The sequence below is a fragment of the Gordonia effusa NBRC 100432 genome, assembly GCF_000241305.1.
GTDB classification, from domain to species: Bacteria; Actinomycetota; Actinomycetes; order Mycobacteriales; family Mycobacteriaceae; genus Gordonia; species Gordonia effusa.
Genome location: NZ_BAEH01000037.1, coordinates 24,849 through 36,187 on the forward strand (window position 1 = coordinate 24,849; position 11,339 = coordinate 36,187).

12 protein-coding genes are annotated in these 11,339 nt (G+C 64.1%); 5 read left to right on the top strand and 7 right to left on the bottom strand.

Annotated elements, in window-relative coordinates; all coding sequences use genetic code 11:
- Positions 1-21: 21 nt before the first annotated feature.
- From serC to GOEFS_RS23185, 3 genes are all read right to left on the bottom strand, one after another.
- Positions 22-1,152 carry a phosphoserine transaminase gene (gene serC / locus GOEFS_RS06295; RefSeq protein WP_040524596.1) on the bottom strand — a complete coding sequence of 377 codons (1,131 nt, stop codon included), beginning with the start codon at positions 1,150-1,152 and terminating at the stop codon, positions 22-24.
- A gap of 36 nt (positions 1,153-1,188) precedes the next feature.
- Positions 1,189-1,611: a hypothetical protein gene (locus GOEFS_RS06300; RefSeq protein WP_007317060.1), complete on the bottom strand. Its 423-nt coding sequence runs from the start codon at positions 1,609-1,611 to the stop codon at positions 1,189-1,191.
- Between the two features lie 69 nt (positions 1,612-1,680).
- Positions 1,681-2,358, bottom strand: coding sequence for an ABC transporter permease (locus GOEFS_RS23185; RefSeq protein ID WP_007317061.1), 678 nt, complete (start codon positions 2,356-2,358; stop codon positions 1,681-1,683).
- Between the two features lie 185 nt (positions 2,359-2,543).
- Between GOEFS_RS23185 and GOEFS_RS06310 the strand changes: the two genes are divergently transcribed.
- The 3 genes from GOEFS_RS06310 to GOEFS_RS06320 are packed head-to-tail and all read left to right on the top strand — an operon-like array spanning position 2,544 to position 5,744.
- Positions 2,544-3,224: a TetR/AcrR family transcriptional regulator gene (locus tag GOEFS_RS06310; protein ID WP_007317062.1), complete on the top strand. Its 681-nt coding sequence runs from the start codon at positions 2,544-2,546 to the stop codon at positions 3,222-3,224.
- Positions 3,208-4,119 carry an ABC transporter ATP-binding protein gene (locus GOEFS_RS06315; protein ID WP_007317063.1) on the top strand — a complete coding sequence of 304 codons (912 nt, stop codon included), beginning with the start codon at positions 3,208-3,210 and terminating at the stop codon, positions 4,117-4,119. The genes GOEFS_RS06310 and GOEFS_RS06315 overlap by 17 nt, the downstream gene beginning before the upstream one ends.
- Positions 4,116-5,744: an ABC transporter permease gene (locus tag GOEFS_RS06320; protein ID WP_007317064.1), complete on the top strand. Its 1,629-nt coding sequence runs from the start codon at positions 4,116-4,118 to the stop codon at positions 5,742-5,744. The genes GOEFS_RS06315 and GOEFS_RS06320 overlap by 4 nt, the downstream gene beginning before the upstream one ends.
- Positions 5,745-5,765: 21 nt before the next feature.
- Here GOEFS_RS06320 and GOEFS_RS23190 read toward each other — a convergent pair whose 3' ends face one another.
- Positions 5,766-6,008 (bottom strand): DUF6054 family protein, encoded by a 243-nt coding sequence (locus GOEFS_RS23190; RefSeq protein WP_280985271.1) that lies wholly within the window; start codon positions 6,006-6,008, stop codon positions 5,766-5,768.
- A gap of 26 nt (positions 6,009-6,034) precedes the next feature.
- A complete protein-coding gene (locus tag GOEFS_RS06330) occupies positions 6,035-7,153 on the bottom strand; it encodes a citrate synthase 2 (protein WP_007317066.1) in 1,119 nt (372 codons plus the stop codon).
- Between the two features lie 117 nt (positions 7,154-7,270).
- On the opposite strand from GOEFS_RS06330, the gene pdxH reads away from it, so the two are divergent.
- Together pdxH and GOEFS_RS06340 are read left to right on the top strand one after the other, a co-directional pair.
- Positions 7,271-7,990 carry a pyridoxamine 5'-phosphate oxidase gene (gene pdxH / locus GOEFS_RS06335; protein ID WP_138917912.1) on the top strand — a complete coding sequence of 240 codons (720 nt, stop codon included), beginning with the start codon at positions 7,271-7,273 and terminating at the stop codon, positions 7,988-7,990.
- Positions 7,991-7,997: 7 nt separating this feature from the next.
- Entirely contained in the window at positions 7,998-9,275 is a 1,278-nt protein-coding gene (locus GOEFS_RS06340; protein ID WP_007317068.1) for an MFS transporter, read from the top strand.
- Between the two features lie 39 nt (positions 9,276-9,314).
- Here GOEFS_RS06340 and GOEFS_RS06345 read toward each other — a convergent pair whose 3' ends face one another.
- Together GOEFS_RS06345 and GOEFS_RS06350 are read right to left on the bottom strand one after the other, a co-directional pair.
- On the bottom strand, positions 9,315-10,343 hold the full coding sequence (locus GOEFS_RS06345) for an oxygenase MpaB family protein (protein WP_007317069.1): 1,029 nt from the start codon (positions 10,341-10,343) through the stop codon (positions 9,315-9,317).
- Between the two features lie 126 nt (positions 10,344-10,469).
- The gene (locus GOEFS_RS06350) at positions 10,470-11,333 is read right to left on the bottom strand and encodes a 5-oxoprolinase subunit C family protein (protein WP_007317070.1); all 864 of its coding nucleotides are present in this window, start codon (positions 11,331-11,333) and stop codon (positions 10,470-10,472) included.
- Positions 11,334-11,339: the final 6 nt, after the last annotated feature.

Here is an 11,339-nt window from a genome sequence, read left to right on the forward strand (position 1 = left end):
AAGTTCCCAATGATACGCGAGTTACAGCTGGCCGACGACATAGTCGATGCTGGCGGTCAGCGCGCTGATGTCGTCGGGCTCGATCGCCGGGAACATGCCGATGCGCAGCTGATTGCGGCCGAGTTTGCGGTATGGCTCGGTGTCGACGACGCCGTTGGCGCGCAACACTTTTGCGACCGCCGCGGCATCCACGTCTTCGACGAAGTCGATAGTGCCGACAACCTGACTGCGATGAGGCTCGTCGACGAACGGAGTCGCGAAGTCACTCGCCAGCGCCCAGTTGTAGAGCCGCGAGCTGGACTCGGCGGTCCGCGCGGTGCACCAGTCGAGGCCGCCGTTGCTGTTCATCCATTCGATCTGATTCGCGAACAGCAGCAGTGACGCGACGGCCGGGGTGTTGTAGGTCTGGTTCTTGCTGCTGTTGTCGACAGCGGTTGGTAGCGATAGGAATTCGGGGCACCAGCGTCCGCTGGCCGCGACCTCTTCGACGCGGGCCAGCGCCTTGGGACTCATCAACGCCACCCAGATGCCGCCGTCGGAGGCGAAGCACTTCTGCGGTGCGAAGTAATAGACGTCGGCGTCGGTGACGTTGACCGGCAGCCCACCGGCGCCCGATGTCGCGTCGATGGCGACCAGCGCGTCACCGGCGGCAGCGGGCCGCAGGACCGGAACCGCGGCGCCGGTCGAAGTCTCGTTGTGGGCCCAGCCGATCAGGTCGACGTCGGCGGCCTGTTCGGCGGTGATCGCCGCCGGATCGGGCGCGGTGCCCGGGTCGGTGGAAATCACTGTGGGGTCAGCCAGGAAGGGCGCCTTTTTGGCGACGCTGGCGAATTTCGACGAGAACTCGCCGTAGGTCAGGTGCAGCGAACGTTCCTTGATGAGACCGAATGCCGCCGCATCCCAGAATGCGGTGGTACCACCGTTGGACAGCACAACCTCGTAACCGTCGGGCAGTGAGAATAGGTCGGCGAGACCGGACCGGATGTCGCCGACGACATTCTTGACCGGAGCCTGACGATGACTGGTGCCGAAGACCGATGCGCCGGTGTCTACGAGAGATTGCAATTGTTCCGGGCGGACTTTTGATGGGCCGCAGCCAAAACGACCGTCGGCCGGCAGGAGGTTAGCGGGGATGGTGATCGCGTCGGTCATGATTACGAAGTCTAGTGCTGTGGGGCGGGCCACTCGTCACTGCGGTGGCAGTGGCACATGTGGTTGCGGTGCGAACCACGCCCGTGCCGAGTCCCGCCGCCAGAGCAGGATCGGAACGGCAACCGTGGCGACGATCCCGATGCCGGTGACCGCGAGGAGTCCGGCGACAACCGTGCCGAAGACGGCATAGCCTCGCCATCGGCTGTTCAATAATTTACCGCCGGCGACCACCGCCAAGAGTGATGCGACTACCACGACGAGCCCTCCCATGCGGGATCCGTAGCCGATGATGTGTGGGTCGGTCAGAAACATTCGCAAGACCCCACCGAAAACGCCAAACCCGATCAGCACGGCACCGGCGGCGATCACCGAGCCGGGAGGGTTGTCGACGGCGAGCGCATCGATCCGATCCGAAGGACTTGCGGACTCGTCTGGTTCATGCGGATCAGACCCGCTCATCGGAGCCCCCAATGTGTAGATGTCGCGTTATCGCCGGATGGGGCGAGGATAGGCGACGTGGCTCGGCGGTCAGTACTGCGGCGGCGCTCCATACGGCGGCACCGGTGGCTGCGGCGCGAACCATGCTTTGGCCGAGTCCTGTGTCCAGAGCAGGATCGGGACGGCGATGGTGGCGATCAGGCCGATACAGGTGAAGATGAGGAGTGCGGCCGCAACAGTGCCGAGAATCGCAGCGGCCCTCGACCGGCTGGTCAACAGCATGATGCCCGCACCGATCGCGAGCAAGCACGCTACCGCGCCGATGAGCATGGCGATTAGACCGCCGGCCAGTTCAGCGTTATCTGACGAGTCGATCGCGCTAACGCCACCGATTGCCGCAGCGCGCAGCAGTACACCCAGTAGACCGAACACGATGAGCACGATTCCGGCCGCGATCACCGGGCCGGGTCGTTTGTCGACCGCGAACGGCTGGCCTGGAGCGGGATATCCAGCCGGGTAGCCGGACCCATAGCCAGGGGCTTGGTAACCGGGGTAACTCGTTGGCTGCGGGTAGCCCGGCTGCTGGTAGCCCGGAGATTGGTAGCCGGGCTGCTGGTCACCCTGATAACCCGGAGGTTGATAGGCGGATTGCTGATAGCCGACGTTCGGCTCAGCTGAGGGTTGCTTGGAAGGCTGCTGCTGTGCGGGATCATTCGCGGCGGGTTGGCCGTCATCTTTGTTCAAGTTATACGGATTCGGACCGGTCATTCAGGCGCCCCCATGTTTGCGATAGTCATGATCGTCGTAATCATAGAGGAATCGCCACCTCCGATGGTCGAGTGCGCTCGCCGAGCGCAGCGAGACGCGCGTGTATCGAGGCCCGGTGAGTCGACGTCGTGCGGTGGCCACCGCAACCCTTGACAGGTGCTAAACACGCGTTTAACGTCCTGAACATGCGTTCAGTCGACGAATCCGATGATCGAACCGCGCGTGCGCGGTTGCGCGACGCCGCGATCGAGGTGTTCGCCCGCGACGGGTTCGGTGCGACGGTACGAACGATCGCATCGACGGCGCAGGTCAGCCCCGGTTTGGTGATCCATCACTTCGGTTCGAAGGCCGGACTGCAGGCCGAATGCGACAGTCATGTGCTGGCCTCGCTCTTCGACGCCAACCGAGACATTCTCACCGGAACCGACGCCTACAACTCATTCCTCGCGAAACTCCAGCACGCCGAGAGCAGCGGCACCCACGTCGTCTACATGCTGCGGGCCGTCCAGCAGGGTGGGGAGACCGCGCGCGCATTTCTCGAACGGATGGTCGCGGAATCCGCCGACAGCATGCGGATCGGCGTAGCGAACGGTCAGATCAGACCGTCCGTGGACGAAGCGGGCCGCGCCCGCTACCTGACGATGGTGTCGATTGGGGCGCTCCTGCTCGACACGGTCATGCACCCACCGCCCGACTGGTCGGACTCGACGGCGATTCTGCGCGGCTATATCGATCGCGTTGCCGTCGCCGGTACAGAAATGGCGGTACACGGAGTGCTGCTCGACAGTGCGGTACTCGATGCGGCGATCATGGCACGACAGGAATTGCTCAATACTTCGGAGGACAATGATGACCAAAGTCGTTGACGCTCAACAACTTGTCAAACGATTCGGCAGCTTCACCGCGCTCGACGGCCTCGATCTTTCGGTCGAAGCGGGGGAGGTCGCTGGCTTTCTCGGACCCAACGGTGCCGGCAAGTCGACGACGATCCGGATTCTGCTCGGCTTGTACCGCCACGACGGCGGGCAGGTGAAAGTATTTGGCGCACAACCCTTTGCCGACGCGGTGGCCATCCATCGACGAATCGCGTATGTGCCCGGCGACGTCAACCTGTGGCCGCAGTTAACCGGCGGCGAATGTATCGACCTGCTCCTGTCGGTGCGCGGCGTGCGCGCGAGCGCGACAACTCGTAAAGCCGAACTCATCGAACGATTCGAACTCGACCCGACCCGCAAGTGCGGTACCTATTCGAAGGGCAATCGGCAAAAGGTCGCGCTCGTCGCCGCATTCGCCGCCGACACCGAGTTGCTCATTCTCGACGAACCCACATCCGGTCTAGATCCGTTGATGGCCAACCACTTTGTGGAGTGTGTACGTGACAGTGCGGCACGGGGTTCTGCCGTGCTGATGTCGAGTCATATCCTCGCCGAGGTAGAGGAACTCTGTAAGACGGTCACCATCATCCGGGCCGGGAAGACCGTGGTCGCCGGGACGCTCGACGAGTTGCGTCATCTACGACGATCCCGCGTCACGATCACCGCCGACGATGCTCAGCGGCTCGCCGACGTCAGCGGCGTACGAGATTTCGCCGTCACCGCCGGCGGATCGGTCAGTTTCACCGTCGACGACGCCGGAATCTCCACTGTCACGAAAGCACTGGGGTCGCTGGCGGTGCGTGCCCTCACTGTGGAACCCCCGAGCCTCGAAGAGTTGTTCCTGCATGTCTACGACGCGCCGGCCGGGCAGGGTGCGTCGTCATGAGCGCGGCTGTCGGCACCGTCGCCGACGGTGGGGCCAGCCGATTCGCGTCGGCAGATATCTTGCTGCGCCTGAACATTCGGCGCGAGCGGGTCATCGCGCCGGTGACGATCGTGGCGATTCTCGTCGTCAATCTGGCTACCGCGGCGTCGGTCGTCAATATGTACGGAAGCTCGGCGGAGAAGGTCGCGTTGGCGGGCAGCGCGGGGACCAACGCGGCCTTCGCCTTTCTGCTCGGACCGCTACAGCACGTCGAGTCCAACGCCGCTGTGGCGTCGTGGCGTGCGGGCCTGTTCATGATCGCGGCAACCGCGGTCTGCGTCGCCCTCACGGTGACTCGTCTGACGAGGAAGGAAGAAGAGCTCGGCCGCGTGGAGTTGGTGCGGGCCGGAGCTACCGGGTCATTGGCGCCATTGTCGTCGGCTCTTGCTGTGGCCGTGGCGATCTCGGTACTCATCGGCGCGGTGATGGCGATCGCCATGATGCCGCTGGGAGCCGACGTCGCCTCGGCCGCGGCGGTCGGAGCCCAGTACACGACGACGGCCTTGGCCGCGGCCGGGTTGGCTGCGGTGGCAGCACAATTCGCGGCGACCTCGCGAATCGCGAATATGGTTGCAGCGTCGATCATTCTGGGTGGTTATGTACTGCGCGGTGTCGGCGACGTAGCGAGCGGGTGGGAGTGGCTGCAGTGGCTTACCCCGATGGGGTGGGCGCAACGAATCGATCCGTTTGGAGCCAACTCGTGGTGGCCGGCTCTTGCTTCGCTCGCGGTCTTCGCCGTAGGGGTGGTCGGTGCGGTCTGGTTGACCGCGCATCGCGACTTGAGCGGCGGCCTTCTGCACCCGCGGCCGGGCCCAGCGTCGACCACCCGGTTGGCGACGATGCGCGCGGTCGCGACCAACCTCGCGCGACCGGGGATCATCTCGTGGGTGGCTTCGATTACGGTGTACGCGTTGGTGATTGGCTTCTTGGTGTCGTCGATCGACGACCTTGCCGCGGACAACCCGCAGATCGCTGATTATCTGCACAAACTCGGTGGTTCCGGTGACCTCGGTACGGTGTTCACCGCGACGATGATGTCGTATCTGGGATTCGCGGCGGCAGCGTGGTCGGTGACGTTGGTACTGCGGCTTCGTGCCGACGAGAATGCCGGTCGGGCCGAAGTTCTTCTGGCGACACCGATTTCGCGATCGCGCTATATCGTCGATCAGGCCATCGTGCTGGTGCTGGGCATTGTCGGGATCATGGCTTGCGCCGCAGTCGGACTCGCCACCGCTGCCGGATTGTCCGCCGGCGGGTGGTTCGATGCGTTCGCGAACGCGTTCGCCGCCGCGGCAGTACAGATTCCGGCTGCACTGGTCCTCGCGGGAGTGGTTCTCGCGCTCTACGGAACTCGGGCCGCATTGACGTCAGTGGCGTGGCCGGTGGTTATCGTCGCCTTCTTGGTTGGCCCGCTCGGCGCGTTATTCGCTCTGCCGCAATGGGTTCGGGATATCTCGCCGTTCGCCCATGTGCCGCTGGTACCCGCCGAACCGATGCGCTGGTTACCGATGGTCGTCTTGTCGGCACTGGCCGTTGCCGCGGCAGGTGTGGGGTGGTGGAGGTTCGGGCGACGTGACATCGGTTGAGAGCGGCAGCCCGCGGAGAACCTAGAGTCGCTCGACGGCGTCGATCAGCCGGCTGAGAAACGCCTCTTCACCCATGGTGTTCATCTTGAAGAAGACCGCCTGGCTGCCGCCGGACGTAATCGCCGAGAGGAATAGGTCGTTGCCCTGCCCGGCGAGAGTGATGCTCAGACTCACCCGGTTGCCGCCCATTGTCGAGTAGCGCTCGTAAACCCTTACCGCGCAACGGATTCCACTGGATGAGAAGTCGCTGCCGTGCCGAACAATGACCGTCCGACGTTAACCGACCCGCGCTACTTGCCGATCAGTTCCCATCCCTCGACATCCTCGGGACGTCGGGGACCCGCGCCGGTGTACAGCGCGGCGGGGCGCACGAGTTTGCCCAATCGCTTCTGTTCGAGGATATGCGCGCACCAGCCGGCGGTGCGGCCACAGGTGAACATCGCGGGCATCATGTGCGGTGGTACCTCGGCGAAGTCGAGGATGACGGCGGCCCAGAATTCGACGTTGGTTTCGATGGCGCGATCCGGGCGGCGTTCCCGCAATTCGGTCAGCGCCGCCTGCTCCAGTGCTGCCGCGGCCTCGTACCGCGGGACATCGAGTTCCTTTGCGGTACGACGCAATACGCGTGCGCGAGGGTCCTCGGCCCGATAGACGCGATGGCCGAATCCCATCAGCTTCTCTTTGCGGTCCAGGATGCCCTTCACCAAAGTGCGCGGGTCGTCGGTACGTTCGACCTCTTCGATCATCGGCAAGACACGAGCAGGCGCACCGCCGTGCAGCGGACCCGACATCGCTCCGATCGCACCGGACAGTGCAGCCGCGACGTCGGCGCCGGTCGAGGCGATGACTCGGGCGGTGAATGTCGAGGCGTTGAGACCGTGTTCGGCGGCGCTGACCCAGTACGCATCGATCGCGGCGATGTGCTTGGGGTCGGGATCACCTTTCCACCGCGTCATGAAACGTGCTGTGACGGTGTCACATTCGTCCACCACACGTTGAGGCACCGCCGGCTGGTGAATGCCGCGCGCGGACTGCGCGACATAGGACAGTGCCATTACCGATGCCCGCGCGAGGTTTTCGCGAGCCGTGGCGTCATCGATATCGAGAAGCGGTTCGTATCCCCAGATCGGGGCCAGCATCGCTAACGCCGCCTGAACATCGACGCGAACGTCGCCGGTATGGATCGGCAGCGGGAATGGCTCGGCCGGTGGCAGTCCGTCGCCGAACTTGCCATCGACGAGCAATGCCCAGACGTCGGCGAAGGTCACCTTGTTTTCCACCAGGTCTTCGATGTCGACGCCGCGGAACCGAAGATTGCCGCCATTCTTGTCGGGTTCGGCGATTTCGGTGGTGAAGGCTACGACGCCCTCCAGGCCGGGCACGAAGTCTTGCGGTACCGAGTTGGTCATGAGTCGGATTGTATGGGATCGACACAACAGGCAGTCGACGTCGGGCTCATCAATAGTGCGAGTAGATTACGCACGGTGCCACCTAATTCATCCGATGATTCCATCGACCTCGCTGGTATGCGCGTCGGCTACGGTGTCCGCGCTGATGAGGAGTCGACCGGTGCCGACGGTCTCGCGGCTCACCTCGACGTGACGTGGCTGGTCGGCGACCCACCCTGGCTCGCGCTGTTCAACCGCTGGCTTGCCGACGTCATCCGGGGAGGCGAACCGGCGGGGACTTCGGACGCGCAGGCCCGGAGTATGTCGTATATCGAGGCAAACGCGATGGTGCTCGGCACGGTCGACGCCGACGGCCACCCGCAGACGCGAACCGTCCTCTGTAAAGGCGTCGACGCGACCGGTGTGGTGTTCTTCACCGGTTATGATTCTGCGAAAGGTCAAGCGCTGCAAGTGAATCCGTATGCGTCGGCGACCTTCCCGTGGATTAACCTGGAACGTCAAGTGCATTTCCGCGGTCCGGTGAGCAAAGTCAGTCCGGCAGAAACACAGGCGTACTGGGAGTCGCGACCACGCGGCTCGCAACTGTCGGCGTATGCGTCGGCGCAGTCGACGCCGATCGGTTCGCGTGAGGAGTTGGAGGCAAAGGCCGCGGCTATCGCCGAGCGATTCGGCGGTGTCGACGGCTCGGAGCCCGTTGCGGTCCCGCCAACCTGGGGTGGCTATCGGATCGATCCGCGGGTCGTCGAATTTTGGCAGGGCCGTGCCGACCGTCTGCATAATCGCGTGCGGGCAACGTTGGTTGACGACGGCTGGCTCGTCGAACGATTGCAGCCCTGACGCCGCGATGGCTCGACTACTCGCAGACACCACGCCGCTTCGTAATGATTTCTTCCGGCGCCTCTGGGTGGCCAACATCGTCACCGTCATCGGTGCGCAACTCACCGTGGTAGCGGTTCCGTCGCAGATCTATCAAATCACCGAGAGTTCGGCCTACGTCGGATTGACGGGTGTTTTCGGCCTGGTGCCGCTGATAGTTTTCGGCTTGTGGGGCGGTGCGCTCGCCGATGCCTTCGACCGTCGAATCATCTTGGTGGTCACCACCGTTGGCCTTATCGGCTGTAGTGCGCTGTTCTGGGTGCAGGCGGTCCTGGGGCTGAACAATGTGTGGATCCTGCTTGTCATTTTCGCCGTGCAGCAGGCGTTCTTCGCGGTCAATCAGCCAACGCGATCAGCGGTCCTACCCAGGTTGCTACCGGCGAAGGAACTGCCCGCGGCCAATTCGTTGAATATGACGGTGATGCAGGCCGGCGCGATCGCCGGACCGCTCGTCGGTGGTGTTCTCATTCCCATCCTCGGCTACTCGCTGCTGTACTTCGTCGACACCATTTCCCTTCTCACCACGCTCTGGGCGGTCATCCGGCTACCGGCATTGCGGCCGTTGAGTTCCGGTGCGGTCGGTGCGCGCAAGACGGTCGGCCTGCGGTCGGTTCTGGACGGATTCGTCTATCTGGGTGGGCATCCGGTGCTATTGATGTCCTTTGTCGTCGACTTGATCGCGATGATCTTCGGTATGCCGCGCGCCCTCTTCCCACAGATCGCACATGAGAGTTTCGGTGACAACCCCGAGGGCGGTCTGGCCTATGCGCTGCTGTTCGCGGCCATTCCCATCGGTGCGGTGATCGGCGGAGTGTTCTCCGGCTGGGTGTCACGAGTATCGCGGCAGGGTCTCGCGGTGATTATCTGCATCGTGTTGTGGGGCGGATCAATCGCCGTCGCGGGTGGCGCGTTGTTCTTCGCACAGGGGACGGCGCTGCCCATCCTGCCAATTGTGGTGGTGGCGTTGATGATTGGCGGTGCCGCCGATATGGCGTCGGCCGCCTTCCGGACCTCGATGTTGCAGGCCGCCGCGAGCGATGACGTGCGCGGTCGACTGCAAGGAGTGTTCATCGTCGTCGTGGCGGGTGGTCCGCGTATCGCCGACGTGGGGCACGGGGTGGCCGCAGCGGCCGTCGGCACCGCGGTGGCAACGGCGGGCGGCGGTATCGCGGTGATTATTGGGACCGTGATCGCGGCGCTGGCGGTGCCGGCCTTCGTGCGTTACCGCGTGGGTATGCGCGGCTGAGCCGGGCGCTGCGGTGACCCCGCGACACCGCAGCGACATCTAGACCTCGTTAGCCTGCCAGGGCAGATTCGCTCGACGCTGCGCGTGCACCGGGCAGTAATGCATCGGGTTGTCGCGCTGGGCGTCCGACGGCATATTGCGCGCGGGGGTTTCGAGGATGGGGGCGTCCACCGGGACGCGGCCGGTCAGGCGGTCGTCGGCGTCGCGGGCGCGCGGATGACGGCGATAGCGAGGTGGGATGATCTTCATCGCGGCGTTCACCGTCTTGCCGAATAGTCGCAACAGGCGCTCGTCGCGGTCGGACCAGGACAGGCCCATCATTTCGCGGATTGGTTCGTCGTAAAGGCCGGTGGTGATCCACATGAACATCTTCTGGACCTGGCCCACCTGCAACTTCCACAGCGGCATCGGCATCCATGACATCCACGGCGGCGGCGGGAGCTGGGAGATATCGAGTACGGTGCGAACTGCGGCATGGTCGCGTAATACATTGCGGCACATATGATCCCAGTACTTCTGGAAATCTTCGTAGGTATCCGGGCAGGGGCGCATACTTACCCCGTACATCGCGTACCAGGTGCGTGACTCTTCGAAGAGTTGACGTTTGGTCGCCTCGTCGATCGGCGGCCCGAAGATTTCCGCGCAGCGGACGTTGCCGTACCAGAAGGTGGTGTGTGCCCAATAGAAGACGTCGGGGTCAAGGGCGTGATAGCGCCCGCCGTCGTCCATCGTGCCTTTGATCTCGCGGTGGTAGTCGCGTACCTGCCGGCCGGTGTCGGGGGTCAAATCGAAGACGACGCCGCCGATCGGATAGATCGACCGGAGTAGTCGTTGCCAGCGTTCGCCGAAGAAGTCGGAGTGATCCCAGACGCCGGCGGCCAGTTTCGGATGCATGTTCTGCATCGACCCCGACCACAGGCCCATCAACATGCCGCGCCAGTCGCCGAAATAGCGCCAGGTCGCCGAGTCGGGTCCGAGTGGCGTGACGTCGGGGGATTTGTCGTCGGGGGAGACAGCAGGCGGAAGTTCGGTCTCGTTGAGTGACGGGTCGGGCAGTACCTCAGTCATGAGACGAAACTCTATATTCGTCTCAATAGGGTGTCAACGACTATCTGAAATCTGCGGTTTCGGATGTGCCTGGGGTCATGCTCCCTCGACGGCGTCGACGTCGCAGATTTCGGCGGTAGGCGTCGGCTACCCGCGCCGCAGTCGTACGACATTCCCCGGTGCCAACTGCCCCGCCCGATCCAGGGACCGCGCGCTGAGCACGGCGACCACCGGGTACCCGCCGGTGACTGGATGGTCGGCGAGGAAGATCACCGGCTGACCGCTCGGCGGGAGCTGAATGGAACCGTGGGCGATACCTTCCGACGCCAACTCGCCGACGTCGGCGCGCGTGCGCACCGAAGCGCTATCGCGACAATCCAGTCGCACGCCGACGCGATTGCTGTCCGTGTTGACCACCCAGGTCGTCGTGAACAGATCGGCGAGGTTCTCGATGCGATCGGTGCGCGGGCCGTCGGTGGCGTCGAGGACTACCACGTCAGGTAGGTGATCATCGACCGGTGCCGCACCGATCGCGGGCCACGAATTGTCATGCGCGCCGATCGGCAACCGCGTTCCGGCGGTCAACGCTGGTGGTCCGAGTTTCGCCAGCGTATCTGTCGACCGCGACCCCAATACTGGCTCGATGTCGATTCCGCCGCGGATGGCGACATAGTTGCGCAGTCCGGAAGTTGTTGCGCCGATGGATAATTCGTCTCCGGCCGATAGTGGCATCGCCGCGTTGCGGCCGTAGGGAATGCCGTTGCGGGCGACGTCGGCAACAGCGCCGCTCACCGCGACCAGCACCTCGTCGACCGCGCGCAGCCGCAGCCCGCCGAGTGTCGTCTCGATGCAGGCGAGCCCTTCGGCGTTGCCTACCAATCGATTTGCCAGACGTAACGCGCCGCGATCGGCGGCCCCCGACCGTGGCACTCCGAGATGGGCATAGCCGGGGCGACCGAGATCCTGCACCGTCGCGAACGGGCCGGGCGCACGAATCTCGACGACGGTCATCGGCGC

Bases quoted from the DNA above. Each gene is read 5' to 3' on its own strand.
- GOEFS_RS06345 (WP_007317069.1), bottom strand. From the start codon at position 10,343: ATGACTGAGGTACTGCCCGACCCGTCACTCAACGAGACCGAACTTCCG.
- GOEFS_RS06300 (WP_007317060.1), bottom strand. From the start codon at position 1,611: ATGAGCGGGTCTGATCCGCATGAACCAGACGAGTCCGCAAGTCCTTCG.
- pdxH (WP_138917912.1), top strand. From the start codon at position 7,271: ATGCGCGTCGGCTACGGTGTCCGCGCTGATGAGGAGTCGACCGGTGCC.
- GOEFS_RS06320 (WP_007317064.1), top strand. From the start codon at position 4,116: ATGAGCGCGGCTGTCGGCACCGTCGCCGACGGTGGGGCCAGCCGATTC.
- GOEFS_RS06330 (WP_007317066.1), bottom strand. From the start codon at position 7,153: ATGACCAACTCGGTACCGCAAGACTTCGTGCCCGGCCTGGAGGGCGTC.
- GOEFS_RS06340 (WP_007317068.1), top strand. From the start codon at position 7,998: ATGGCTCGACTACTCGCAGACACCACGCCGCTTCGTAATGATTTCTTC.
- GOEFS_RS06315 (WP_007317063.1), top strand. From the start codon at position 3,208: ATGACCAAAGTCGTTGACGCTCAACAACTTGTCAAACGATTCGGCAGC.
- GOEFS_RS23185 (WP_007317061.1), bottom strand. From the start codon at position 2,358: ATGACCGGTCCGAATCCGTATAACTTGAACAAAGATGACGGCCAACCC.
- GOEFS_RS06350 (WP_007317070.1), bottom strand. From the start codon at position 11,333: ATGACCGTCGTCGAGATTCGTGCGCCCGGCCCGTTCGCGACGGTGCAG.
- GOEFS_RS06310 (WP_007317062.1), top strand. From the start codon at position 2,544: ATGCGTTCAGTCGACGAATCCGATGATCGAACCGCGCGTGCGCGGTTG.
- serC (WP_040524596.1), bottom strand. From the start codon at position 1,152: ATGACCGACGCGATCACCATCCCCGCTAACCTCCTGCCGGCCGACGGT.